Below are 25,039 nucleotides of genomic sequence, written 5' to 3' on the forward strand. Positions count from 1 at the left end.
AAGCCTGATCTACTATTAGGAGGAGCTTCAGCATGAGGGACGTTTTGCTCGAAAAAATCGAACTCCTTCGACAGCGTATGGTAAATATGGGGTTAGAGTTTGGGTTGGATCATCCAGAAGTCCTAGAATACAGTATGCAAATTGATCAACTACACAACGAACTGAACCAGATAGATCATAATCTGTCTAAGGCAGGCCGAAAGAAGACGTATCGTTTTTATTTGACCGAGAACAATGCTTTTTTTGCATAAGGAGGGGGAGCCCCTCTTTTTTGTTTTGCCTGGGAGGCGGTATGAGCGCCCGAAGTGCAGGGGAACCTTGTGAGAAAGGTTGCTTCTTTTGTATACTGAACATATAGAAAGTGTAAAGGTAGCCTGCAAAGGAGGGAGTCAAGCATGATTACATTGACAGAGAGAGCCAGCCTCAAAGTAAAGGAAATGTTGGCGGCAGAAAATAAACCCGGATTGTTTTTGCGGGTAGGCGTCCGACCAGGCGGATGCAGCGGCTTCACCTATGGAATGGGCTGGGATCAGGAAATGAAGGAAGGCGACGTCACCTTCGAACAGCATGGCGTGAAAATTGTTGTCGACAAGGACAGTTACCTATACATTAAAGGAACCGAAATTGACTTCAAGGAATCCATGATGGGCGGAGGCTTTTCCATCGAGAATCCGAATGCGATTGCTTCCTGCGGCTGTGGCTCGTCGTTCAAGACGGCGCTGGCTGAGGGCAAGGCGGAGAAGTGCGACGACTAAGCTGTCCTGGACAGGATGAATAGCAAGAAGATCAGACCTCTTTGGCTTGTGCACGCTCGATGCACAGGTCAGGGAGGTTTTTTGGTTTCCTGTCACAAAATGACCGCTTTGTTTGTTATATGTGTCAATTGGAGGTGAGAGGGTTGGATCGTAACGAGATCGAGCAAGTAGTAAAGGAGGTCAGAGCCGGGGATATTGACCAGTTTGGCATCATCATCGACGCGATGCAAAGGCAGCTTTTCGTCTACTGCTACCACATGCTGGGACATCGCCAGGAAGCGGAGGATGCCGTCCAGGAAGTTTTCCTGAAAGCGTACGAGCAATTGGACAGCTATCGGCAGACCGTCTCTTTTTCCGCCTGGCTGTACAAGATCGCCTACCATCATTGCGTCAACGTGTTAAACCGGGCGAAACGCGGGCGTATCCTCACTTTGCTGCGCGCCGGGATGCAGACGTTCAGCAAGCATGAGGGCGAGAAGAAAGTCGAAGACACCGAGTATGTGAGCACCCCTCTTCACATGGCGGTATCCAAGCTGTCAGCGAGTGAGCGCAACCTGCTGATTTTGCGCGTCGTCGAGGAATACAGCTACGACGAGCTGGCCGCTTTGTTCGATACAAAGCCTGCCACGCTGCGAAAGCAGTATGAGCGAATTGTGAAAAAGTGCAAATCCTACATGCTCGTAAGTGAAGGCGGTGATAGTCATGACACGATCTCAGCAACAAGGTGAGTGGAAGCAGAAACTGATGGCAGCAGCAGACGATGATTTCGATGTCAAAAATCGGGTCCTTCAAAAAATCAAAGAACGTAACCAAAAAACGCGGGAGGTTCCTATGAAAAAAAGAATCGGATTGATTGTGGCAGTTATTCTCGCCTTTGGGGTGACATCCGCTTATGCGGCGATGAAAGTGTACGATCTGAAAAACGAGCAGGGCGAAGTCGTCGTGAAGGTGGAGCAAACAGAGAACAAAACGGAAGTCAACGAAGAGAAAAAATCCAAATTCGATCAGGCGCGCGATACGCTCAAACCGGGAGAGAGTGCGGCGATCTACATACCAGGGCCAGACAACCCGGACAAACGAGTATTTTTTACACGCATTCCCGTGATTCATGAGACGACGTCTGCCCTGCAACAAGAAACCGGAAGCTTCTATGCCTTCCCGGAGAGCCTCGCGGGCGGGTACCGGTTTGCAACCGGAGTGGTCAATTATTCGTTCAACCATCGCCAGCCGGAATTGTTCGAAGACATGTACAAGGAAGCAGAGCAGGGCAAAAAAGACTTCGTGGTTCGCAAAGTCTCCCCCGAGCCGCGCATTGATTCCGTCGCGACCGAGTACAACGGAACGAAAGGCAAGGTCACGGTCGTCATTACGAACTTCGACCGGATGCAGTACATCACGGAGGAAGCGGGACCGGATGAAACCGTGGAAAAAGTGAGCGTACAGAAAAAAGAAGCGCTGTATGTCGCAAACAAGCTTCCAGACGGCACGGATATGCGCACCGTGAAGTTTTACAACGACAACAGCAAGCTGCTTTTCGAGGTGAGCACGAAGACCGCAGCGATTACAAAAGAGGAATTGCTCGCGATTGCCGAAAAGCTGAATGAGCGATAAGCGCTGCGCGAAAGCCCCACACCTGGTGTTGGGCTTTTTTTCGGTCGAAAAGGAAAGAAAGGTGGATTTTCCAGCAATTTGTAACAAACAGCCGAGCCTGTGCGTACTAACCAAAGGCAGCAGCGCAACAAAAAGCTGCGGACTCGTTGCTTTTTCCAATGAGCGAATATCGTATCGTAAGGAGTGAATCGTGTGGCGGAATGGTCACAAGAGCAAAAAGCGTTGCAGTGGTTGCTGCTGGGGGCGTTCGCAATCGGCTGTTTGGGGGATCTTTTGTTTTACGGCAAGGAGTTTGGCATCTCGTATTTGCTGTTTGTCATCGCGATGTATGCGCTGTACGGCTGGCAGGCCAGGCGGCACGGGCAACTGAGCTTTTCGCGAAAGCATGTGTACGGGTGGCTGCTGACGGTGCCGATCGTCCTGCTGGCGCTGTCCTTCGCCCTGTTTTCCAACGAATATTTTCAATTGTTCAACTTTGTTCTCGTGCCGATTTTGTTCGTGCTCCAGACGATGCTGCTCACGGGGCGGCACAAGGCGAAGTGGTACGAGCTTGGCTTTGTGGGCGAGCTTTTGGAAACACTGTTTTACTTCACGCTCAAGCATACGCGCCTGCCCTTTGCCTTGACGAGAGAATGGCTCAAGGCGCGGATGAATCAGGAGAAGTACGGCGTGCTGAAAAAAGTGATGATCGGGGTAGGAATCTCGCTGCCGATTTTGCTCGTCGTGCTGACGCTGTTGTCGCAAGCAGATCAGGTGTTTGGGCATTTTTTGCACGAAATTCCGAACAGGATGATTGACCTGGATGCGGTAGAAGGCGCCTTTCGCCTGTTTTTGATCGGGCTTGTGACGCTGCTCGTATTCGGCTACCTGTACTCGCTTTTTGGCAAAAGGGAGGAAGCTGTAGAAATTCCGCTGCCGCCAAAAGAGGGCAAGCTGGTCTGGGACGGCGTGATTTTGGTGACGGTTCTGGCGATGATTGATTTGGTGTACGCCGCGTTTACATATGTCCAGATTTCGTATTTGTTCAGCGGAGCCAAAGCGGCGCTCCCGGACGGCCTGACCTATGCCGAGTACGCCAAAAACGGCTTCAATGAGCTGGTGACGGTAACGGTGATTAATTTTTTGATCCTGCTCTGCACCATGCACCTGGTTTCGCGGGCCAAGCGGCTGCTGTACCGGGTCGTGCAGGTGCTGCTCACTGTGTTGACGGTATGCACGAGCTTCATGCTCTTTTCCGCCTATTTTCGGCTGTCGCTGTATGAGGAGGCGTACGGTTACACGCATAGCCGTCTGCTCGCGCACATCTTCATGATCTTTTTGCTGATCTTGTTCGCGATCGCCTTGTGCAAAATTTGGCGGCATACGTTTTCGCTCATCAAGTATTATGCGGTGGTGTCGCTCGTGAGCTACGTGCTGCTCAACTACATCAACATGGACGTCATCATCGCCAAAAACAACATGGAGCGCTACTATGCCACGAAAAGTATCGACGTCGAGTATTTGGGCAGGCTGTCGTACGATGTGGTTCCGTATTTGCTGGAACTGAAGGCGGACGAATCGCTGCGCGAGGACGTCGCGTATTATTTGGAAAACATGCGGGAGGAATTGCAGGCAGAGGCGAGCTGGCAGTCGTTCAACCTGTCGAAGTATCGGGCAAGGCAGCAATTGCAGTTGCCGTAGGGAGTAAAGCGGAGACGGGTGAGGCTATCGTCTCCGCTTTTGGCTGGACACATAAAACATAAGCAGTGCACCTGCGGCAGCAATGGCGGCTATCCAGCCGTACACGCCAAGCTGCCGCGTCCAGACGGAATCGGCCGGGCTGGTCGGAGCGGCACCGGCTCCCAGCACCTGCATGTCTTCTGCGGCATTCGCGAGCAAGGTAGTCCGGGTGCAAATGTTGGTCGCCAGATCGCTTCCCTCCCAATACGAAGCGTACACGAGATAGTCGTCACCAGGCTGAAAAGCGATGCCGCATCCGCCGCCAACGCCGTCCGTGACGATGAGGACCTGTGTCTGGTCTACCCCTTTCCAGGCGGTCTGCACTTCAAACATAACGTCGTAGCCCCAGATGCCTGGCGAAGTCCAAAACGGAATCCAGTTGCGCCAGTTCGTGTGCTTGTTTACTTGCAGCACTTTTCCGGCGAAAACAGCGTCCGATCGCTCCAGTGCCGTCAGCGGATCAGGCGGGCGGGCGCAACTGCAAGCTGCGGTATGGTTGGCACGGTGGGCAGGTCCGAATCTTTGGCCGCACAATCGGCGCCTACAAGCATTTTCACGTCGGGCAAAAAGCGGACGAGAACGTCGGCCTGTTTGGCATCAGCCGTGGCTTGGGGACAGCCAGGTTGCCTGTCCGTCTTTTTTGCTTTCCGGAAATCACCGTCTATCGGATTAACCACGATTAGGAAAAGCCCTTCTCGCCGTCTACTCGACAAAGCAGCGGCGCAAGGGCTTTTGTTCATGCTTTTTTTTGGTCAGCGATCAGCGGCGAGGCAGAGAAGTCCGAGGACCAGGTACTTGTTCTTGCTGTTGGCAATAGCCGGGTTGTTCATCGTAAGGCCTCCTTGATAGCGTTTTCATTGTTGGGTGGGCAAATGGCGGACATGACCGTCTCAGGCGACAGGGGAGCGCGTTCCTTCTTTCTGAAAACTATTTTTAGGCTCTTTATAGACATTTTCTGAAAAAAGCTTTACGCCATCGTTTTGTTTATTGCAAGTCTTTTCGAAATATTTTCAAAGGAGCGTAAATCTCCTATAATGACAAAAGAGTGAAAGGAGGAATCTTGATGATCCGTTTGGGTGCGATCATTGCCCAGCACTCTTTGAAAGAATTGGTATCCGTGCCCATGCGCCTCCAGGACAGTTGCGAGTTGGTCATGCTGCCGTATCATCGCCTGCATGAAACGACGAACCTCTACCGGCAAAACCAGCAGCATGTCGACGGCTTTGTCCTGACCGAGCTTGCGTATGCGTACCTCATGCAAGAATGGGGCAGCTTCCCGATCCCGACATATACCCTCCAGATCAGCGAGCAGGAATTTTATAAAAAGCTGTTCCAGCTTAGCCTGCGCAATCGCGACCTGGATTTTTCCAGAGTGTATATTGATTTTGTTTTTGCGCAAAACAACTTCCTTGGCTTGAAAGAAGTGGTCGGAGCGGACTCGATGCCGTACACGCTCTCACCGGTGGAAGTGAACGACCAGATTTACGAAGCGGTGCTGGACGAGCATTTGCGGCTGTGGCAGGCGGGCAAGATCGACTTTTCGATGACGAGGATGAGCAACATCGTGCAGGCGCTGACCGATCACGGAGTGCCGCATCTGTACGTGTTTCCTTCGCCGGAGTCGGTTGCCGCGCAGTTTGAGCAGATGGCAACGGAGCTTTCCGCGATCAAGCTGGCGGAGAGCCGGATCGCGATCGGACATATTACGATTGGAAACGTCGAGACACAAAAAGAGAGCCTCAACGAGCGGGAGCTGCGGCAAATGCTGCTGCACAAATCGCTGCTGGAGTTCAGCACCGAGAAAAAAGTGCCGTTCATCATCCAGAAATCCGCGTCGAGCTTCGAAATCATCAGCTCGTTCAAAGACTTGAAGCTCTTGACGGACAACCTCACTCATTGTCTTTTGCTCACCTATCTGGAAAAGACGCTGCCGTTTCCGGTGCACATCGGCTGGGGAGTGGGCAACAGCATGTACAAGGCGAGGATGAATGCCCAATCGGCGAACAGCATGTCGGCAGCAGGCAAAACTTCCGGCACGTACGTCGTGACGGACAGCGACCAGGTCATCGGGCCGCTCGGCGAGGAGACGTGCCTGCAATACCGCAACCAGATCACCGACTACATCCAGCGCTGGAGCGAAGAGACGGACTTGTCGACGTTGCAGTTGCAAAAAATTTTGGCCGTGCTCGCCAAAACGGAGAGCAACGAGCTGACGGCGGACGAGCTGGCGTACCATCTGGGACTTACCGTGCGCAGCGCCAACCGCATCCTGAATCGGCTGGAGGAAAAAGGCGTCGCGAAAATTTTGTACAAAAAGCAGGAGAAGCTGCGGGGGCGTCCGACGAAGATTTACCAGATTCAACTGCCAGCGAATACAGACGGCCAAACTGTTTGAGTGTTCAACAATTGGTAGCAAATTCGTCACGATTCGGTCACAGATTCCCAGATTTTGGACAGCTACTTTCCAGTAAGATGGAAGTGTAGAATCAAGTAGAAAGAAGGGGTCATTGTGAACAAGAAGTGGACTCTGTTGGTTTCGGCAGTTGCCTTCTCGGCGATGCTGATGACAGCATGCGGCGGCGAAAAGGAGCAGGCGGCGAATAGCAATTCTACTACAGAGGCTCCAGCAACGGCGACTACTGGCAACGCGATCAACATCGAAGCTAGCAACTGGAAGTTTAACCAGGACACCTATGAAGTAAAAGCAGGCGAAGAGTTTACGATTAACTTCAAGTCGACCGAAGGCTTCCACGGAATCGGGATTGAAGGTTTGGACGTAGATATTCAAAAAGACGGCAGCAAAACGTTGAAAGTCGATCAGCCTGGTGAATATAAAATTTTCTGCAATGTCATCTGCGGGCCGGATCACGGCAAAATGCTCGCGACACTGGTAGTCAAATAAACACGGAACCAAACACTCTGGCTTGCTTTTCGCGGGTCAGGGTGTTTTCTTTTTTTCGCGGGGACATGGGGCATACTACACAGGTAGCACAGCATGATACAACAAGGGAGGGTCCCTCATGTCCAAGCACAACAACAAAGACAAGCGCCCGACAGAAGCGTCGGCAGGCTCGCGCAGCACGCCGCCCAAGACCGGAGAAAATACGGGCCACAATTTGCGCAAGGAAGACAAATAGAAGACCAGACAACCAAAAGCCCCCGTTTGCGCGGAGGGCTTTTTCGTGCGTAGAAGTAGGGTGAGGACTTTGCCATAAGCCCAAAAAGCGTGGCGGGGCCAGGTGTTCTCGCGTGAAAAAGCTAGAAAATGCCGCACAGCGACCAGCTTGCAAAAAGCGCAGTACCGGGCCGCATTGTGACAACGCTGCGAAACGAAAGAGCAGCGACATCGAAGTTCCGCGGCATGAAGGCAACGGTTGACCACCTGTGACCGTCTTGCGCCTCGAAAGAGCAGCGACACCCCCTCTGCTCAGCCCGGACAACACATGTTTTCCGCGCTTTTTGCACAAGGTAAGGAGGAAATGTTTTCAAGCCGGTTTTCGCGAATGGAGATGACATCCTTGGAAAAAAAGAAATATTACGTCACGCTGCAGGCCGGGACGACGGTTGCCGAGATCCGTGATGAAAAAGGCTCCGCCACTTACGATTTTGAAATCGAGGCGACAGATGTGGAAGTCGGGATGATGCGTGACCTGTTCAACAACTGTATGCACGGCGACTTCATGATGTGGATGCATGGACATACGCTCTGGTCCGACATGCCGGACCGGGACAACGACGAGTACGATGACAACTTGCGGGATATTTATCGGCTGATTTACGAGCACGGTACGGAAAAGACGCGGCATGATCTGGAGCAGATGGGATTGGTGAAGCTGTTTGGCCTGAATAGGGCAGGGCTGCGGCCTTTATAGACGGGCAGCGAAAAGAAATTACACATTTTTACATAATTCCACGACAATCCTGCCACAACTGCTGGAAAAACTGACGACTAGCAAGGCGAAAAACCAAATACCCCTTGGCGCAACGCAATGCCAAGCCAAGGATGAGCGAAAAGGAGAGAGCAGCATGAACAAGTGGAAAAACAGCATGGTGATTGCAACGATTGCGATGGGGCTGGCCCTGCCGAGCTTCGCACAGGCGGCGGAGCCGGGGCTGCCCGACACAGAGATGACGCCAGCGAGCCGGATGGCGCACGACCATGGCGAGCATGGGCAGATGCACAAAAAAATGCGCCACGGCATGCATGGCAGCGTTCATCAGAAGATGTACATGCTGCTTTTGGCAGAAAAATACACCCCGGACAGCGTGGCCCAGTGGCAAGAGGTGTTCAAGGAGCGGGAGCGGCTGATGAGCGAGTTTGCCGCCCTGCGCGAAGACCCGAAATGGAAGGCGAAGCGCGAGGAGCGCAGGCAGCTCGTCAGCAAGCTGAACGAGCAGGTGAAAAAAGGCGAAATCACCAACGAGCAAATGGAGCAGCAGCTCGCCCAGTGGAAGGAGAAAAACATGGCGATGCCGGGCGCGAAGGAAGATCGCGACGCCAGGAAAGCCCGGATGGAAAAAATGCGCATGACGCACGAAGCCTTTCACGCCGCGATTGAATCGGGAGATGCGGCGAAAATCAAAGAGGTGCTGCCGCAAATGCTGGAACAAATGAAAGCAAAAAATGCGCTCTTGGCCAAAAAGCTGGAGCAAAGGAAAAAGTAGGCAGGAGAAAAGAAAAAGGCGTGCGAACCGGATGAGGGTTCGAGCACGCCTGTTTTTGTTGCGGGGCCAGTTCGGGCAACGTCAAAGTGTCGTCTTTCGGCTGGGTACGGCAACGAAAAGGAGCTGAAACGGCATCCCGCCGCCAAGCAGGAAAGCCAATTGCGGCGACAGCAGCGGTTAATAGTCATGACAACAGCAGTCAATTACGGCGACAGCACCAGCTAGCCACTCACGACAGCACCAGCCAATGCCCCCAACTCCAGCAGTTACTCCAGCTTCAGCATATTCGGTTCCACAGCCTTCGCCATCCAATGCTGATCCGTTTGCACGTGATTTTTGCGCACGAACTTCGCCGCGCTGTATTTGAAATCGGCGTAGGCAAACGAAGCGGTAAGCCGCACGACGTACCCTTCCTGCTCGCCGCCAAACACGGATTGCCGCGTGTAGCACGCCTTCACCTTTTCCTCGTCCCACGGGCCGCGGTAGAGGACAGGCGGCGTTTTCAGACCCAGCAGCTCCGCCCACTCGACGGTATCGTCCCAACCGAGGCAGACGTTCTGGTCATCCCAGACGGAGAACAGGTAGAAGTAGCTCGTCAGCTCCGCGTACCCAATCGAATGTTTGGCAAACACGTTTTCCCCGCAGATGCGGTAGCCGGGGGGAAGCAGGTGGGCGATCGAGCCGTGAAGCATTTTGACCCAATGGCGGGAAGGGTGGTCGCGGCTGTCAATCGAGCGGGCGTGCATATAGTCGCGGTACAGGCTGGTGTTTTCTCCGTCCAGCTTTTCCGTCACGACGATTTCTTTGCCGACAAAGTGAGAGGTATCGCGCAAAATCCGATCGTCGTCGGTTTTGCTTCTGGACCAGGGCAGATGAAAGGTGCGCGGATACTTTCGGTAAAAGGTCGTCTGCTTATTTTCCATAGTGATCCGCCTCTTTGAAAAAGTACAGCTTCGTCAGCAGGTCCGCTCCTGCCAGATGGTAAATCTCCGAAGCGCCTTCGTCGCCGCCGTAGGCAATTTTCATGTGCATCTCGATCAGCGCGACAGCCTGGAAGACGAACGCGTCGGCGAAGCCCAGCTCCTTTAAAAAATGCGCGGCGATTTGGCTGGAGACGTACTCGTGCCTGTAGTAGCTATAGTGGCCTTTCGCTTCCTTGAACACTTTTGTGTACAATTTTCCCACGTCATGAAACAGCGCGACGATTTGCAGCAGCAGCTTGTCGTCCTCTTCGTAAAAGGTGTTGACGTACTCGAGGACGTGGTACGTGTGCCGGCAGAGCGTGTGCTGATGATGCGGGTTGTCTTGCGGAAAATCTTTCATTTGCTGAAAAAACGAGACCTTGCCCAAGGCAGCGAACAGCTCGTCGTAGGCAGGCTCGCTTTGCAGCAAGGCGGTAAAAGCTTCTTTGGTCATGCCGTAAGCAGCAGGCTGGTGCACCAGATGAACCGTGGAAAAGCCTTCCCGGTGCAGCGGGAAATGCAGGTTTTTGCGGTACTTTTCCAGCACGCTTGCGTCCAGCTTTCTTTTTCGCGCCTGATTTCGTTGCAGGCAGACGTCAAACGGCGTATTCAAGTAGTAGCATTCCGCGATCGCTGGCGCAAAACGCTCCAGAACCGCTATCCGCTTGTCCCGATCGACATTGGTCGCGTCGAAGACAACGTCGCTTCCCGCAGCAAACGCCTGCCCGATACGGGCGTAAACAGCCTGAAAGACGAGCGGATTTTTGCGCCGCTTCGCTTCGTCGCCAAACAGCTCCAGCCGAACGGCATCCGTGGAGACGAGCACTGCCCGTTCCTTTTTCGCGATCTGCTCTGCCGCACGGGTTTTGCCGCTGCCGGGAATGCCGACCATCATGATTAATTTGTTCATAAAAAGACGCTCCCCTCAAAGGTGATGCCAGGTGACAGGTGCAGGGGGTCGACTGTTTGCGCATTACATGTTGATTCCGTCCTTTAACAAATAATTCCTTATATTATAGCGTGAATTTGGCAAAAGGGAAGAAAAAAATGGGAGAGGGAGCGAGGCAGGAAAAACATCCCGTATCCGTAAGCGGACGGGATGCTTGCGTGTTTTTCGTTTACTCGTAAAATAGCTTGTCGGGTGTCCATTCCTGCACAGCTACGGTTTGTTCGGCCTGGCAAAAGCTGCACCAGCCTGTGTGCAGGCACTGGTGGTTGCGGCGATCCGGATAGCCGTTGTCCAGCTTGGCGTCGTCGATTTCCCGATAAGGGCTGTAATCGCCGTAGTAGTCGTACAGGCGTCCGGCGTCTGCGAGCAGGGTGCCGCAGCGTTGGCAAGCTTGCGAGAGAGAAGCCAATCCATTGCAAACCGGGCAGAGGTGGTCCATGTTTTTCCCTCCAGAACATAGGCGCATGCGTATCGCTTTGCTTTTTCTACTGTGTGTCAGAACGCCGTCAGCTATGCGTACACCCGCACGCCTGGCTCGTAGCCGTAACGAAAAAAATCCTTGCGCCGCAACAGCACAGGCAGCACAAGGACGGGGTGATTGTAAAAAAGCAAAGCAGTGTGACCGCCTGCGCGCGGCAAGACGGCCATAACGGTTTGGGACGATCAAGACTTGAAGTTGTCCATGCTGGAGGAATGCCCCGGCTGCAATTTGGCGTCCGGATTGAAGTAGGCCACCGCGTTGTTGACAGCGGTAGGAGCCTCGCCGAAGCCGACGGCAATCAGCTTGACTTTGCCCGGATAGGTGGCGATGTCGCCTGCAGCGAAAATGCCAGGAATGTTCGACTCCATGCGGGAATTGACGACGATCGAGCCTTTTTCCAGCTCAAGCCCCCAGTTTTTGATCGGGCCGAGCGAGGAGATAAAGCCGAAGTTGACGATGACGGCGTCGACTTCCAGATCGCGCTCTTCTTTCGTGGTGCAGTTCGTGAGGGTAATCCGTTCGATTTTTTCTTCGCCGTGAAGGGCGGATATTTCAAAAGGCGTCGTGACGTTTACTTTGGACGCCATGAGCATTTCTACACTGTGCTCATGGGCGCGGAACTTGTCTCTGCGGTGGATGAGGTGGACTTCTTTCGCGATCGGTTCGAGCATCAAAGACCAGTCGAGAGCGGAGTCTCCGCCGCCAACGACGGCGACGCGCTGTCCTTTGAAGGAGTTCAGGTCGGTGACAAAATAGTGCAGATTGGATTTTTCAAATTTGACGACATCCGGATGTTCCAGTCTGCGGGGTTCGAACGCGCCCACGCCGGCTGTGATGATGACAGACTTGGAGTAGTGTACGCCTTTGTCCGTAGTGATTTCAAATACATCGTCCGCTTTTTTCTCTACGTTTTCCACTTTCTCTTCCAGGCAAACGGTTTGCTGAAAACGCGAAATCTGCTCCTTCAGATTATTGATTAAATCTTGCGCCAAAACCTTCGGGAACCCGGCTACATCGTAAATGTATTTTTCCGGATAGAGAGCAGACAGTTGCCCGCCAAGCTGGGGCATGCTCTCAATGATTTTCACACTTGCCTGCCGCATGCCGCCGTAAAAAGCGGTGAACAAACCGGCAGGACCTCCACCAATGATCGTAATGTCGTAGATTTGCTCGTCCTTTTGCAGAAAATTCAATCGAAAGCACCTCCGAATAGTCGAAAAACGAACTCCCCACCCATTATAACCCAACAAATGAAAGAAAAAAAAGCAGGGAAAATTCGGCTTCTTGGGCAAAAAACCCTTGCAAATCACGGTAGCACCCGATAAGATGAGGGTGACTGTAAAGAAATTGTCACATTTGTTGTTTGCAAGTTTGTGCTTTTTTTCACAGGTTGGATTTTAGGACATAACAGGCAATCATTTTCGATACGTCATTTTTTATTCGTTGGGGCATCTTAGTACGTAACAGCCTACGTGAAATTTCGCACAAACTTCCTCTGGTTACCATTAACAATGAATGGAAGGGATACCGATGAGTACACCCAAAATCCTCATTCTTGGCGCAGGATACGGCGGTTTGCTGACCACGTTGCAGCTTCAAAAAAAGCTGAATTACAACGAGGCGGAAATTACGCTCGTAAACAAGCACAACTATCATTACATCACGACCTGGCTGCACGAGCCGGCTGCGGGCACGGCTTCTGCTGACCATGCGCGCGTCAATCTGGAAAAGCTTTTGAATCAGGACAAAGTGCAGTTTGTCAAAGGCACGGTCCAGTCGATCCAGCCGGAAGAACAGAGCGTCACGCTGGAAAGCGGCGACGTGCTGACGTACGATTACCTCGTGATCGGGCTTGGCAGCGAGCCGGAGACGTTTGGCATCGAAGGGCTGAAAGAGCACGCCTTCAGCATTCGCAGCATCAACGCCGTCCGCCATATTCGCGAGCATATTGAGTACATGTTTTCCAAATATAAAAACGAGCCGCACCGCACTGACTATCTGACTTTCGTGGTCGGGGGCGCTGGCTTTACGGGAATCGAATTTTGCGGAGAGTTGGGCGATCGCCTGCCTGAGCTGTGCCAGGAGTTTGACGTGGACCCTGAGTTGGTCAAGGTGTATTGCATCGAAGCGGCGCCATCTGCGCTGCCGGGCTTCGATCCCGAGCTGGTTCAGTACGCGATGGACGTGCTGGAGCGCAAAGGCATCGAGTTCAAAATCGGCACCCCGATCAAGCAGTGCACGCCGGATGGAGTGCTTTTGGCGACCGGGGAAGAGATCAAATCGAAAACGGTGGTCTGGGCAGCGGGTGTTCGCGGCAACAGCATCGTGGAAAAAGCGGGCTTCGAGGTCATGCGCGGCCGCGTCAAGGTAGACGAATACTTGCGTGCGCCTGGCTATGAAAATGTGTTTGTCGTCGGCGACTGCGCCCTCATTTTCAACGAGGAAGGACGTCCGTATCCGCCGACAGCGCAAATCGCCGTGCAGGAAGGCGAGACGCTCGGAGAAAACCTCGCCGCGCTCATTCGCGGAGAGCTTCCGCAAAAGTTCGTCCCGCATCTGCAAGGCACGCTGGCCTCTCTCGGCAAAGGCGAAGGAATCGGCCAGGTCGGCTCGAAAAAGCTGTTTGGCAGCACAGCAGCGATGATGAAAAAGGCAAGCGACCTGCGCTACCTGTACAAAATCGGCGGCGTCGGCCTTGCGCTGAAAAAGGTGAAGCTGTAAGCGATGCGTCACGCGAGCATTCAAGTCAGAGGGCTGATGACCCGCGACGAAATGGAGCGGTACAATGCGTTGATGGAAGTGGGCGCTTTTTTGGAAGAGCAAGGGCGGCACGACCTGGCATGGCATGTACAGCGTGAGGTAGATATTCTCATCCTGCCTGCCATCGATCGGCTCAAGGAAAAGGGCCGGGAGAGGGATCGGGAAAATCTGCGCTACATGATTGACAATGGGCTTCTGGATGACGACGACGATTGATCTGGTACCCCCGGCGAGCGATTGCCGGGGGTTTCGTGTACAATCAAAAGTGGGACAGAAAGCTTGGAGGAGAAAGGAAGCGAGCAGCATGCGCGAAGGAAAAGTGTGGCTGGGAGCCTGCGGGATCGTCATCCGCGGGGAAGAAGCGCTGGTAGTCAAAAAAGCGTACAGCGGGCTGAAGGGACAATGGTCGTTTCCGGCGGGGTTTGTGCAGGAGGGCGAGACGGTCGACGAGGCAGCGGCGCGCGAGGTTTTGGAAGAAACGGGTGTCAAGGCTGTCGTGCGGCAGATCGCGGGCATCCGCTCGGGCGTCATTCGCGAGTCGATCAGCGACAACATGGTCGTTTTCTGGATGGATTACGTGAGCGGCGAACCTCGTCCACAGGAGGGCGAAATTGTCGAGGCGCGATTTTTGCCGATTCGCGAGCTGATGGATGACCCGCTTTCTTCTACATACTTGAAAATTATTTTGCCTGGCTATACAAGACGGGAGGAAGGCATGGAAGGGCAATCCTATGAGATTGATCCCGTCTTTCAGTACACCTCCTATAAAATCTTCAAGCAAGGCTGAGAATAGGAAAGCTAAACCGCGATGTTTCCGCTTACATCGCGGTTTTTTCTGCGATATCGGAGAAAAACTGTGTTGTGAAGAACGGTTCTGTTCTGCTATAGTTAGATACATCGAAATAATCTGAAAATACATGCAATTAATAACGGAGCATGTATGGAGAAAGGGGAGCTCATCATGAGACATAACCAAGAACAATGCCCGTACTGCCATGGCCAAGGGTATTTCCAACTGCTCCTGGGTGGCACGGAAAATTGCCCGAACTGTGATGGCGCAGGAAAAGACGTTCATCAGGAAGCAGTATCCACGAACAAATAGCACACACCGTTGTTGCATAGAGCAAGAGCCGTCAGGGGACCCGGCGGTTCTTTTCGTTTGCGCTCGCGGCGGTTGTTCGTATTGACCTGTATCTGCCATTTTTGCTACACTAAAAGGCGAAAACAGCCCGTCCTCCTTTGATTTGCCGACCGAAAAAAGGCAAAGCCGGAGACGATGGCAGGAGGTCTTGCGGTCGATGAGCTTATTGCAATTTATGGTTTCCATCGTTTTGTTCACCGTGCTCGGTTTTGGCATTGGGTTTATTTTAAACATGATTTTGAAAACGACATGGCTTCCTGTCGTGATCGGAGTCGGCGTGGTCGTAGGGGCGCTGATCTATCAAAAGATCGTTCCCGGCGTCTGGGATGCCGTGATTCTCGGCTGCGGAATGGCAGGGACTGTCGGCAGCGGCTGGACGATTTCCACCCTGCGCAAAAAAGGATACCGGATGTTTTAGCGGATGCAAGACAGGCCTTGTTTGAGGGCCTGTTTTTCTTTTGCCATGAAGAAACATACTGAATCTTTCTGAAACAATCCAAAATTTGTGTATAGTTTTCTCCTCTTCGGGACATGACTAGAACCGAGAGGAGGTTTACCAAGAAATGAATGGGAAGCAGTTCGTAAGTATCCTCGCGCTGTTCATCCTGGTCTTGACGGCGTTTGCAAGCGATGGATACGGCTACAACGTGGTAGGAGACCACAATCTCCAATCCACCTTCGGAATCAAGGAAATCAAAGAGGGGCAACGGGTCGTCAAAAAACGGACAGTATCGGCCAGTTCACTCACTCAAGTCATTGATAAAGCGGATGTAGTTCTCGATCAATACCCAAAAGTTCGCGTCGTCGCGACCGGCTACTACGCCGGGTTCGAGTCGACCGGAAAAAAACCTTCCGACCCGTCCTACGGGATTACGTACTCGGGCGTGAAGGTTCGCCGGGACGACTATTCGACGATTGCCGCTGACTTGCGCATTTTCCCGCTGGGAACGATCCTGTACATACCAGGCTACGGATACGGGGTTGTGGCGGACAAGGGCGGAGCGATTCGCGGACACAAGATCGACCTGTACTTCGAGACGAAGCAAGACGTATTCAACCAATGGGGCAAAAAATCAGTCGATGTATATATCGTCAGACGCGGGGAAGGAAAGCTGACCGAGGCTTTTCTCAACAACCTGAACCAAAAGGGCATCGCCGCGATGGCGGAAGTAGCCAACTAGATGCCCGGACCAAAACAACTGCATAACGAAAGCGAAGACAAAAAATACCGCAACGGCGGTAGGAAAGCAAACAGAAAAAAACGTTCAAGGCGATGGCTTTGAACGTTTTTTGGCTTGGCTGGCAAGTACGCGGATTGGCGGCGCAGCCTTGGCTTATGTATGAATCAGCTTGACGAGCTGCTCCAGCCCGTCGAGAATGCGGGGAGACGGACGGCAGTACAGCCCTTCCTCCAGCAAGTGAACCTGGCCCTGGCGAATCGCTGTCATGTCGCTCCACTCCGGGCGGCTCGTGATCGTTTCCGGCTTGATGCGCCGAAGCTCGATCCCGCACCAGACGACGCATATATGGTCAGGGTCGCGCTCCTGCACCATCTCCCGCGTCGCCTTCACGTTGGCGACGGGAAAGTCGGCGAACACATTGACGGCCCCGGCGATCTCGCTCACGTCTGTCAGCCAGTTTTCCCGGCCCGGGGTGTAGATCGGGTTGGGCCACCATTCCCAGTACAGCTTAGGGCGGCGGGAAAAGGCAGCGGTCTGTTGTCGGATGCTTTCTATTCTTTCGTCAAAGGAAGCCGCAAGCTGCTCGGCTTGCTTGTGAAAGCCTGTCGCTTCGCCGACCAGCCTGATGTCAGCGGCGATTTCGCCGATTCGCGACGGATTCAGCACGATATGCGGGATTCCTCGCTCCCGCAGCGCCTCCACATTTTTTTCCATGCCGGGGACGCTCAGCGAGGCGACGACCAGATCAGGCTGGAGCGCAACTACCCGCTCCATGTCGATGGAGAGGTCGGGGCCGACGCGGGGCAAGTGCTGCCATTCGGGAGGCCAGTCGGAGTGATCGTCCAGCCCCACTACGTGCTCATGCAGACCTAAATAATAGAGGATTTCCGTATTGCTCGGACAGATGGAAACGATACGCATGTGAATCCCCCCTGTGGAAACGTCCTAAAAAAACGGCTGCACCAACAATGCGATCATGACGCCGAGCCATCCGCCAATCAGCACCTCGATCGGCTGATGGCCGAGCAGCTCTTTCAGCTTCTTCGCTTTTTCCTGGTTCGGGCGCACTTTTAACGATTTCATGCCTTCCAGAAGGTGGTTAAATTCGTCCACGAGCTTGTTTAAGACAACGGCTTGCATACCGGCATGACGACGAACGCCTGCGGCATCGAACATGACGATCACGCCGAGAATGGCGGAGATAGCAAACATGTTGCTGGAAAAGCCTTCCCGCAGCCCAACAGCGGTCGACAGTGCGGTCACGGCAGAGGAGTGGGAGCTGGGCATACCGCCAGTGCTGAGCAACAGCGACCATTGCCATGTTTTCGTTGCAAAAAAATGGAGGGGAATTTTGATAAATTGGGCGATTCCTATGGCAATTAGTGCAGCCCATAAGGGGAAGTTTTCGAGAATATCCGCCACGGAAAATCCATTCCTTTCTACTGTACGCTTCTCTTGATTATTGTAACAGAAGGGCGTTGTCTTAATCCGTGAAGTTTTCGTTTGGATTTTAAGCGTTGCCAATCTGTGGTACCATAAGGAAAGCTCCTGGTTGGAAGGTCAGCCATATACGTGCAGGCGCTTCTTCGCGAGGCAGCTTTTTTGGAAAAAAGCAGGTGTGAAACGGAGGCGTGCATCCATGGAGTATCCCGCGCAGTATTTGCAGTTCATTGAAAAGTTCAATGAAGGGGAGTACTACGAATGCCACGATCTGCTGGAAGACATCTGGATGGAGGACAAATCCGATAAGTTTTTGCAAGGATTGCTGCAACTATCAGTCGGACTGTACCATCTCGAATACGGCAATTTGAAAGGCGCTCGCTGGATGTTTGGCAATGCGCGGAAGTATTTGTCCCGCTACGGACCCGTGCATTGGGGGCTAGACGTAGAGGAAGTGCTTCGTTACATAGAGAAGTGCGAGGCTGTATTGCCGGATCAGGATGCCATCCCGTACGCAGAGGCGAAAGCCATGACGTTTCCATCCTTGCGCTTGTATGTAGACACATCGTGTTAAAAACACAAATGTGCCCATAATTGTATCCTATCACAGCGAAAGAGGGAAGAGTATATGGAAGTAACCGTAGAAAAACGCTCGCAGCTCGTGAGCTACGCATGCGACGAGCTGGTCGTGCCGCTTTGGAAAGGGGAGCAGCTTTCCCAGGTGTACCCGGAGCTGGAAGCGGCTTTTGCCGGAAGCCTCAGCGGTTTGCAGCAAGAAGGAGAGATTACGGGCGAAGCAAAAGAGGTAACGGTGATCCATGGCTTGAACCGGATCGCCGCGAAAAAATTGCTCATCGTCGGCATGGGCGAGCCGGCCAAGTTTGACTTTGTCGCAGCGCGCAATGCGTGGGGACGGGCAGCAAAAACGGTCGCTTCCAAAGGCAAAGCGAAAATCGTCGCGATTGACCTGCCGACAACCGAGCACATGAGCGCGGAGCGTCTGTCCCAGGCCGTGACGGAAGCGTTCGGACTGGCTGAATACAACTACGAAGGCTACCGCCAAAAAGCGAAGCGGGAGTTTCCGCCGATCGCAACCGTGCGGATTCTGGCTGCCGATGACGCCGCAAGCGCCGTGCAGACAGGCGTGCTGCGCGGCAGTGCGCTCGTTTCCGGCACCAACCTGGCGCGCACGCTCGTGAACGAGCCTGCCAACTACTTGACGCCGCGCGCCTTGAAAGATGCGGCAGTCGCCGTAGCGGAGCGCTACGGAATGACGGTGGAGGTGCTGGATAAAGCGAAGCTGGAAGAGCTGGGCATGGGCGGCGTCCTCAGCGTCGCAAAAGGCAGCGAGCTTGCGCCGTACGTGGTAGCGGTCAAATATCAGGGCAGAGAGACATGGGACGACGTCATCGGCCTGATCGGCAAAGGCGTGACATTCGATACAGGCGGCATCTCCATCAAGCCGGTAGCGGGCATGGAAGACATGAAGTCGGATATGGGCGGCGCGGCTGCGATGATCGGCGCACTGGAAGCGCTGGGCCAAATGAAGCCGAAGGTCAACGTGCTCGCCGTCATCGGAACGGTGGAAAACATGCCATCCGGCACGGCATTCCGCCCTGGCGACGTGATTACGACCATGAGCGGAAAAACGGTCGAGATCATCACGACAGATGCGGAAGGCCGCCTCGTTTTGGCTGACTGCATCACGTATGCAAAAGAGCAGGGCGTGTCGTGCATCGTCGACGCCGCTACGCTGACAGGCGGCATCGTCGTCGCTCTCGGACATTACTGCTCCGGGGCAATGACGAACAACCAGGCGCTCATGAACGAGCTGCTTGGCGCAGCAGACACCGCTGGCGAGCGTCTGTGGCAGTTGCCTATGTTTGAAGAGTACCGCAGCCTGAACAAGAGCCGTTTTGCCGACCTGAAAAACTCGGGCGGGCGCTATGGGCACGGCATCATCGGCGGCGTGTTCCTGCAGGAATTCGTCGGCGATACGCCATGGGTGCATCTGGACATCGCCGGTACGGCGTACACCGCTACAGCAGGCGATATGCAGCCTCCTGGCGGCACAGGCGTCATGACCCGCACGATTGCCGAATTTGTAGCAGGCCGCAGCCAATCCTAAACCGAAAAAGAGAAGGAGTGTTTTGACATGAGCCAAAATCCTAGCAACGAAACCCGTCGTCAACTGCTTGAGGAAGCGAAGACTATCGCCGTGGTAGGACTGTCCAACAAACCGGACCGCACCAGCTACATGGTGGCGCAGGCCATGCAAAATGCCGGCTACCGCATCATCCCGGTCAACCCTGTCATCGCCGGAGAAACCGTTCTGGGCGAAAAAGCCGTCGCCAGCCTGCAAGAGCTGGATCAGCAGGTGGACATCGTGAACGTGTTCCGCAAAAGCGAGGACATTTTGCCTGTCGCCCAGGATGCGCTGAAAATGAAGCACAAGCCAAAGGTGTTCTGGATGCAGCAAGGAATCGCCAACGAAGAGGCGGCGAGCCTTGTCCGTGCGGAAGACATCGAGGTTGTGCAAGATTTGTGCATCAAGGTAGACCACGCGCTGCTGCGTGTGGGGAAATAAGTGTTAGTGGTGGAGTTGTGGAGCTTTGGAAAGGACCCTCGCTGTTTGGCGGGGGTTTTTTTGTTGGCGGCACTTGCAAAAAAGCAGCAACTCGTCTCGGTAGCTGCGTACGATGTGAATGAAACTCATCGAAAAAATAAAGAGGCGGTCTCCCGCCCCTGTAAACCTCAATCAATCCCATGCGAACCTTTGTTCTTTCCAAGGATCACCATACATATGGTATCCATTTTTCTCCCAAAAACCTTGCTTGTCCTTCTCCAAAAACTCGACACCGCGCACCCACTTTGCGCTTTTCCAGAAGTAGAGGTGCGGGAGGACGAAACGCAGCGGCCAGCCGTGTTCAGGTGTCAGGTCCTCGCCATTGTGCTTGGTGGCGAACAGATTGCCGGCTTTCATGAAGTCGGCCAGCGGCATGTTCACCGTCCAGCCGTGCTCGGCGTGCAGCATGACGTACTTCGCTTCCGGCTTGACTCTTACCAGCTTCAGCACTTCTTCCACCGGGATGCCTTCCCATTTGTTGTCCAGCTTGCTCCAACCCGTCACGCAATGAATGTCGTTCGTGACTTCGCTTTTTGGCAGAGCCATCATTTGCTCATAGGTGAGCGTGACTTCTTCCTCGACGAGTCCGAACAGGCGGAAGCTCCACTCGGTAGCGAGGTCCGTATATTCGGGAACCTCTCCATAGTGCAATACCGGAAAGCCTGTCGTCTGCTTTTGGTTAGGGGGAATGCGGTCGCGCTTTGTATCTGTCGGTTGGTTGATAAACATAGCTCCACTCCTCGCTGTTCATATCCGCTTGTCCTTCTTTTCTTATCATATCCAGCAAAAGCAATCGCGTGCAAGAAAAACAGCGGCGGAAGTGCAGTTGCAGTCTATGCTATTGTCGTACGCGAACGCCAGAAGCGATACGAGCCGACGGGGTCACGCTGGAGACGACGTCTCTGCTTATTGTCATATACACGAAACGCCAGGGGTGGCGGCGAGCTCATCCGTTTTTGTCTCGCTTGTTATTTTTTTTCGAAATAAACCCAAAGATAATAGGTTGCCCAAAAAAGGAGTATGACAAGCAGGGTCAGCGGCTTTTGCCTTGGCGGTAAACTGTGCTTTCCATAATCATCGGGTAGCTCCATTGCTCCTCTACCCGCAGCCGTACAGCTTCCCTCTTTGTTCCTTCGTCATACCGCTGCTGCTTTTGCCCTTTATGTGGTGGCATAAAAAATCCCCTCCGGTCAACAGTGTTCCTCTCATGATACCATGAGGGCTTTTCTCGCTGTCTACCGTAAGGGGATAATACCAAATGCGAGGGCCTTTTTTGTATGCTTGCGTAAGCAGAAGCGAATTAATGCGAAGGAATAGCAGAGACGGAGCTTGAGAACCCGAAAATATTCAGGAAAAAATCCCCAGAACTTTTTTGTATGCCAAAACGTCATAACAGGTGAATATAATAAACGTCGTGAGCCGATAGTGCTCAAACGATTATCAAAGGATGTTTCGCTATCGGTGTTCCATGGGCCAGAAAGGGAACTGTTGGGATAACGCTCCAATGGAGAGCTTTTGGGCAAAGCCAAGCAATAATGGCTTAATGGTAAGCTTTTCAAAATACGCAAATGAAGTGCGTACGGGAGTGTTTTGACATATTGAATCCTGCTATCACCGCAAAAAATGATACGCAGTAAATAGCCATATGATGTCTGAAGAGATTGTGACACAATCAAAAAATAAACAGGAGTGTGAAATATGAAAAAAATATTATTGGTTTGTATCATGGTAATGTCGATGCTAGCATCGGCTTGTGGAAATGTTGAAATGACATCAAATCCAAATACTTCTAATGAGCCTAAACCTGAAACGGATGAGTCTATTATTCCAAAAAATACCACTGAATATTGTACTGTAGAACGTATAAATTTGGATAGTGAAACTGAAAAATATTTCTATGGAACGTGGAAAGTTGAGAAGCTTTTAGGATTTGCAAATTCATGGAATGATGCTTCTGAATATCCAACAGGGCAAAAATTTATTGGAGATGAAATTATAATCAAAAAAGACTTTTTTTCATCAAAAGGACTTAAAAACTATAAGAAATATCAATATGAACTAAAAAATCCATTATATGAGATTACAGCGACATGCTATAACTCTCTCTCTTTTTATCATTAGCGTTGCATAAAAAATGAATCCATCTATTGTCAAATTATTCTGAATGACATTTTCAACTTCACAACCAAAAACGAGAACAGCCAAGCAAAAGGTAGCCACTATCCATTTGGTAGTTTTATACATTTATTACAACATCGACAACAACAAACAACACTTACTTCCTTTTCTGTCGCCCTCTGGATGTTCGTTTGGATTGGTAATCCATTCTGCCTATCCATTGTTCAAAGGTCTGCCAGAGAAACACTTTGAGCCATCTACTGATTTGCAGCAGACTGTGCTGACTGTTTCTTTCCAGCTTTACAAGAAGCAACAAGCAGTAAGCAATGAGAGCGAGAAAAACTTGATTCCAGACCGCATTTTCACTTGTTCCATAGAACGTCTTGATCTTTGCGTGTTGTTTCATCCATTTGAAAAACAGTTCTATTTGCCAGCGCCAACGGTAGATGTCGCTCAATTCTTCTGCTTCTAAGTCGAACCGATTGGTGATGATTCGAATACGATTTCCTTTCGAATCATGCGTTTCAATCAGTCGTAACACATTATCCACCCGTTTTTGTGGCGTTCCAAGAAGGATCATGGAGTCAGATAAAACGGAGCTTTCTGGTGGTACTTTGAAAGTAAACAAATGACGAGTTTCCGCGTTATCCTTGAGACGTGAAGCAAAAAAGATGCCCTGATCGGTATACTCATCGAACTTTTCATAATCCACGTACCCTCGATCAAAGACGTACATGGCTCCGATCTCATCAATCAGCGACTCCATTTGGGTGCGGTCATTGGATTTGGCACAAGTTAGGGAAATCTTTTCAGGATAGACATCCTCCTGGCTTGCGAAAACGAGACGAAGATGAATTTTGATTCCTGCCTTTGTTTCGCGAAAGGTTGCCCACTTATACTTTTGCAAACATAATCCAATTGTAGTGGAATCAATGATCTTTATGTGTTTTCGAAGAGAGCAGGCTTTTCCAGAAACGCGTTGAATTTGCTGGACAAGGTCGACAAAAACTTCTTCAAGCAAAGCAGGTTCTACCCGATTGTTTTTTCGACTAAGCTGTGCGGGGCTGATCGATGACAGTCCTAATTCTTGCTGAAATTTCTTTGATAGAACATCGTCAGCAATGGCTCGAAGCCCTTCGCGTTGCTGAAGTTGGGCATGTAAAAATAGGAGAAGATACGCTTTTGTCGTCAGCTTCTTCACGTACTTGTCTTGATCCGTTTCGTCAATTCGTTGTTGAAGTTTCATAATATTGATGGGTGCAACCCATTTACCAAATGAAGAAAATAGGGTATTCTTGTCCATGAGCTATCCTTTGCGTTGGATTTGGACAGGAACTACCTGACCTTTCCAGTGTAAAGGATTTTTTTGTTCCCTAGACAACCAAATACCAAAGATTATGTGTATTTTGAATGATGGGAAAAGATTAATGCAACGCTAGTGATAGATTATATAAAATAGATATCCCAGACTTAAATGAAAATGATGTAGTAAAAGCAGTAGGTATAAGTGACCCTTCTACAGAACTTAGAATACCTGCAGGTTTAAGTTTTTTGGTTGTTAATAACGATAGGCTTATCTTGTTATCAGAGGCAACTATTTTTGAGCTTAAAAAAATTACTGATTAAATGAATGAAGGTTATGGAACAAGTTCTGTGCTAATCGAATAGAAAATGCCTGTGAATTCATTTTTTAAACAAGAAAGGTCAGCCTAAAGGCTGATCTTTCTTGTTTATGTCGTAAAACGATTAAACTATAGTGTATATACTGGATATTTGTGAGTATATGGCATGCCTTTACAAAATAAAGTTGCTTCTTGGATCGGTTACACTAAGTTGGACAGAAAAAATAAGGGCTTGTAGAATAAACCTATTAAACTAAGGAGCGGATCTCTACAAAGCCCAAACAACAACGACGTACGTTTGCATCCGAATTCAAAAAACAAATGGTGCAGCCCTATGAAAATGGGAAACCCAGAGCGGCGATTGTGGAGATTTTCCACAAAAACCGCAAAGCTTATGGTACTCGCAAACTCAAATTCAAGTTTAAAGAGCGCGGCTTGGTCGCTACCAGACGTCGAATTGGCCGAATCATGAAAGAGCAGGGGCTGGTCTCCACCTACACCATAGCTCAGTATAAGCCCAATAAAACGGCTTGCAATGAAGCGACGACGAAGAATGTCCTGGATCGTGAGTTTGAGCAAACGGAATCCAAACGCTTCGTCGTTAGTGATCTGACAGTGGTTTCATACGGATCGTGGCAGTGAGTTTAAAAATGAAAAGATGGATGAGCTTCTGGAGACCTTTGAAATCGGTCGATCTCTCAGCATGAAAGGCTGTCCTTATGACAACGCCGTGGCTGAAGCCACCTACAAAATCATGAAAACGGAGTTCATCAACCAGATGAGCTTCCAAAGCCTTCGTCATCTGGAATTGGAGCTATACGATTACGTCAACTGGTTTAACAAGCATCGGATTCACGGAACGCTGGCATACTTGACACCTGTTCAGTATCGCCAGACAGCCCTTAAAAAATAAAACCGGGTTACTAATCCTTTGCAGGGGAGAGAGCAAGGAAAGACGTTCTTCTGGGATTGAATATATCCCGCTATAGCCCCCTGTAGTTAAAGAGAA

At 51.5% G+C, this 25,039-nt stretch carries 29 protein-coding genes and 1 pseudogene; 20 read left to right on the forward strand and 10 right to left on the reverse strand.

The window, feature by feature from the left end; genetic code table 11:
• The first annotated feature begins 32 nt into the window (after positions 1–32).
• The 5 genes from M655_RS05740 to M655_RS05760 all read left to right on the forward strand — a co-directional run bounded on the left by M655_RS05740 (position 33) and on the right by M655_RS05760 (position 4,046).
• Positions 33–251, forward strand: coding sequence for an aspartyl-phosphate phosphatase Spo0E family protein (locus M655_RS05740; RefSeq protein WP_005836408.1), 219 nt, complete (start codon positions 33–35; stop codon positions 249–251).
• A 144-nt stretch (positions 252–395) separates the two neighbouring features.
• Positions 396–755 (forward strand): iron-sulfur cluster insertion protein ErpA, encoded by a 360-nt coding sequence (erpA, locus tag M655_RS05745; RefSeq protein ID WP_005836410.1) that lies wholly within the window; start codon positions 396–398, stop codon positions 753–755.
• Positions 756–898: 143 nt separating this feature from the next.
• Positions 899–1,483, forward strand: a complete 585-nt coding sequence (locus M655_RS05750; protein ID WP_005836412.1) for an RNA polymerase sigma factor — start codon at positions 899–901, stop codon at positions 1,481–1,483.
• A 103-nt stretch (positions 1,484–1,586) separates the two neighbouring features.
• A complete protein-coding gene (locus M655_RS05755; protein WP_286085976.1) occupies positions 1,587–2,366 on the forward strand; it encodes a hypothetical protein in 780 nt (259 codons plus the stop codon).
• Positions 2,367–2,558: 192 nt separating this feature from the next.
• On the forward strand, positions 2,559–4,046 hold the full coding sequence (locus M655_RS05760; RefSeq protein WP_025845303.1) for a DUF4153 domain-containing protein: 1,488 nt from the start codon (positions 2,559–2,561) through the stop codon (positions 4,044–4,046).
• Between the two features lie 24 nt (positions 4,047–4,070).
• On the opposite strand, the gene M655_RS05765 is transcribed toward M655_RS05760, so the two are convergent.
• Positions 4,071–4,619: a hypothetical protein gene (locus M655_RS05765; protein WP_026558124.1), complete on the reverse strand. Its 549-nt coding sequence runs from the start codon at positions 4,617–4,619 to the stop codon at positions 4,071–4,073.
• A gap of 529 nt (positions 4,620–5,148) precedes the next feature.
• Here M655_RS05765 and M655_RS05770 point away from each other — a divergent pair.
• The 4 genes from M655_RS05770 to M655_RS05785 all read left to right on the forward strand — a co-directional run bounded on the left by M655_RS05770 (position 5,149) and on the right by M655_RS05785 (position 8,750).
• On the forward strand, positions 5,149–6,480 hold the full coding sequence (locus M655_RS05770; protein WP_026558125.1) for a helix-turn-helix domain-containing protein: 1,332 nt from the start codon (positions 5,149–5,151) through the stop codon (positions 6,478–6,480).
• Positions 6,481–6,594: 114 nt separating this feature from the next.
• Positions 6,595–6,987 (forward strand): cupredoxin domain-containing protein, encoded by a 393-nt coding sequence (locus M655_RS05775; RefSeq protein ID WP_005836423.1) that lies wholly within the window; start codon positions 6,595–6,597, stop codon positions 6,985–6,987.
• Between the two features lie 607 nt (positions 6,988–7,594).
• Positions 7,595–7,957 carry a hypothetical protein gene (locus M655_RS05780; RefSeq protein WP_035317468.1) on the forward strand — a complete coding sequence of 121 codons (363 nt, stop codon included), beginning with the start codon at positions 7,595–7,597 and terminating at the stop codon, positions 7,955–7,957.
• A 154-nt stretch (positions 7,958–8,111) separates the two neighbouring features.
• Positions 8,112–8,750, forward strand: a complete 639-nt coding sequence (locus M655_RS05785; protein ID WP_007785720.1) for a hypothetical protein — start codon at positions 8,112–8,114, stop codon at positions 8,748–8,750.
• A 266-nt stretch (positions 8,751–9,016) separates the two neighbouring features.
• On the opposite strand, the gene M655_RS05790 is transcribed toward M655_RS05785, so the two are convergent.
• From M655_RS05790 to M655_RS05805, 4 genes are all read right to left on the reverse strand, one after another.
• Positions 9,017–9,673 (reverse strand): RNA ligase family protein, encoded by a 657-nt coding sequence (locus M655_RS05790; RefSeq protein WP_026558126.1) that lies wholly within the window; start codon positions 9,671–9,673, stop codon positions 9,017–9,019.
• Positions 9,663–10,622 carry an AAA family ATPase gene (locus M655_RS05795; protein WP_026558127.1) on the reverse strand — a complete coding sequence of 320 codons (960 nt, stop codon included), beginning with the start codon at positions 10,620–10,622 and terminating at the stop codon, positions 9,663–9,665. The genes M655_RS05790 and M655_RS05795 overlap by 11 nt, the downstream gene beginning before the upstream one ends.
• A gap of 208 nt (positions 10,623–10,830) precedes the next feature.
• Positions 10,831–11,100, reverse strand: a complete 270-nt coding sequence (locus M655_RS05800; protein WP_005836432.1) for a hypothetical protein — start codon at positions 11,098–11,100, stop codon at positions 10,831–10,833.
• Positions 11,101–11,324: 224 nt separating this feature from the next.
• Positions 11,325–12,335, reverse strand: a complete 1,011-nt coding sequence (locus tag M655_RS05805; protein ID WP_007785713.1) for an NAD(P)/FAD-dependent oxidoreductase — start codon at positions 12,333–12,335, stop codon at positions 11,325–11,327.
• A 337-nt stretch (positions 12,336–12,672) separates the two neighbouring features.
• Between M655_RS05805 and M655_RS05810 the strand changes: the two genes are divergently transcribed.
• The 6 genes from M655_RS05810 to M655_RS05835 all read left to right on the forward strand — a co-directional run bounded on the left by M655_RS05810 (position 12,673) and on the right by M655_RS05835 (position 16,224).
• Complete coding sequence (locus tag M655_RS05810; protein WP_005836436.1) at positions 12,673–13,863, forward strand: NAD(P)/FAD-dependent oxidoreductase; 1,191 nt, start codon at positions 12,673–12,675, stop codon at positions 13,861–13,863.
• A 3-nt stretch (positions 13,864–13,866) separates the two neighbouring features.
• Positions 13,867–14,118, forward strand: coding sequence for a hypothetical protein (locus M655_RS05815; RefSeq protein WP_007785712.1), 252 nt, complete (start codon positions 13,867–13,869; stop codon positions 14,116–14,118).
• Positions 14,119–14,206: 88 nt separating this feature from the next.
• Positions 14,207–14,689: an NUDIX domain-containing protein gene (locus tag M655_RS05820; protein ID WP_005836441.1), complete on the forward strand. Its 483-nt coding sequence runs from the start codon at positions 14,207–14,209 to the stop codon at positions 14,687–14,689.
• 153 nt (positions 14,690–14,842) lie between these two features.
• Positions 14,843–15,004, forward strand: coding sequence for a YuiA family protein (locus tag M655_RS05825; RefSeq protein WP_005836443.1), 162 nt, complete (start codon positions 14,843–14,845; stop codon positions 15,002–15,004).
• 196 nt (positions 15,005–15,200) lie between these two features.
• Entirely contained in the window at positions 15,201–15,461 is a 261-nt protein-coding gene (locus tag M655_RS05830) for a YuiB family protein (protein WP_005836445.1), read from the forward strand.
• 145 nt (positions 15,462–15,606) lie between these two features.
• On the forward strand, positions 15,607–16,224 hold the full coding sequence (locus M655_RS05835) for a 3D domain-containing protein (RefSeq protein WP_026558128.1): 618 nt from the start codon (positions 15,607–15,609) through the stop codon (positions 16,222–16,224).
• Positions 16,225–16,377: 153 nt separating this feature from the next.
• Here the strand turns inward: M655_RS05835 and M655_RS05840 are convergent, their stop codons facing one another.
• Both M655_RS05840 and M655_RS05845 read right to left on the reverse strand, forming a co-directional pair.
• Positions 16,378–17,145, reverse strand: coding sequence for a cobalamin-binding protein (locus tag M655_RS05840; protein ID WP_007785710.1), 768 nt, complete (start codon positions 17,143–17,145; stop codon positions 16,378–16,380).
• A gap of 24 nt (positions 17,146–17,169) precedes the next feature.
• A complete protein-coding gene (locus tag M655_RS05845) occupies positions 17,170–17,646 on the reverse strand; it encodes a divergent PAP2 family protein (protein WP_025845312.1) in 477 nt (158 codons plus the stop codon).
• A gap of 217 nt (positions 17,647–17,863) precedes the next feature.
• Between M655_RS05845 and M655_RS05850 the strand changes: the two genes are divergently transcribed.
• Genes M655_RS05850 through M655_RS05860 form a run of 3 tightly spaced genes read left to right on the forward strand, consistent with a single transcriptional unit; the run spans position 17,864 to position 20,251 of the window.
• The gene (locus tag M655_RS05850) at positions 17,864–18,238 is read left to right on the forward strand and encodes a DUF309 domain-containing protein (RefSeq protein ID WP_005836454.1); all 375 of its coding nucleotides are present in this window, start codon (positions 17,864–17,866) and stop codon (positions 18,236–18,238) included.
• Positions 18,239–18,292: 54 nt separating this feature from the next.
• Positions 18,293–19,792 carry a leucyl aminopeptidase gene (locus tag M655_RS05855; RefSeq protein ID WP_007785708.1) on the forward strand — a complete coding sequence of 500 codons (1,500 nt, stop codon included), beginning with the start codon at positions 18,293–18,295 and terminating at the stop codon, positions 19,790–19,792.
• Between the two features lie 27 nt (positions 19,793–19,819).
• On the forward strand, positions 19,820–20,251 hold the full coding sequence (locus tag M655_RS05860; protein ID WP_005836458.1) for a CoA-binding protein: 432 nt from the start codon (positions 19,820–19,822) through the stop codon (positions 20,249–20,251).
• Positions 20,252–20,422: 171 nt separating this feature from the next.
• On the opposite strand, the gene M655_RS05865 is transcribed toward M655_RS05860, so the two are convergent.
• The gene (locus M655_RS05865; RefSeq protein ID WP_005836460.1) at positions 20,423–21,019 is read right to left on the reverse strand and encodes a sulfite oxidase-like oxidoreductase; all 597 of its coding nucleotides are present in this window, start codon (positions 21,017–21,019) and stop codon (positions 20,423–20,425) included.
• A gap of 304 nt (positions 21,020–21,323) precedes the next feature.
• Positions 21,324–21,464, reverse strand: coding sequence for a hypothetical protein (locus M655_RS05870; protein WP_165328980.1), 141 nt, complete (start codon positions 21,462–21,464; stop codon positions 21,324–21,326).
• A gap of 524 nt (positions 21,465–21,988) precedes the next feature.
• On the opposite strand from M655_RS05870, the gene M655_RS05875 reads away from it, so the two are divergent.
• Positions 21,989–22,411 carry a hypothetical protein gene (locus tag M655_RS05875; RefSeq protein WP_286085977.1) on the forward strand — a complete coding sequence of 141 codons (423 nt, stop codon included), beginning with the start codon at positions 21,989–21,991 and terminating at the stop codon, positions 22,409–22,411.
• Between the two features lie 154 nt (positions 22,412–22,565).
• Here M655_RS05875 and M655_RS05880 read toward each other — a convergent pair whose 3' ends face one another.
• The gene (locus M655_RS05880; protein ID WP_129552151.1) at positions 22,566–23,711 is read right to left on the reverse strand and encodes an IS4 family transposase; all 1,146 of its coding nucleotides are present in this window, start codon (positions 23,709–23,711) and stop codon (positions 22,566–22,568) included.
• A 646-nt stretch (positions 23,712–24,357) separates the two neighbouring features.
• On the opposite strand from M655_RS05880, the pseudogene M655_RS05885 reads away from it, so the two are divergent.
• Positions 24,358–24,943 (forward strand): annotated as a pseudogene (locus M655_RS05885) (IS3 family transposase); the annotation flags it as partial.
• Positions 24,944–25,039 lie beyond the last annotated feature (96 nt).

This window comes from Brevibacillus sp. NSP2.1 (genome assembly GCF_000470975.2).
Taxonomy (GTDB): Bacteria; Bacillota; Bacilli; order Brevibacillales; family Brevibacillaceae; genus Brevibacillus; species Brevibacillus agri.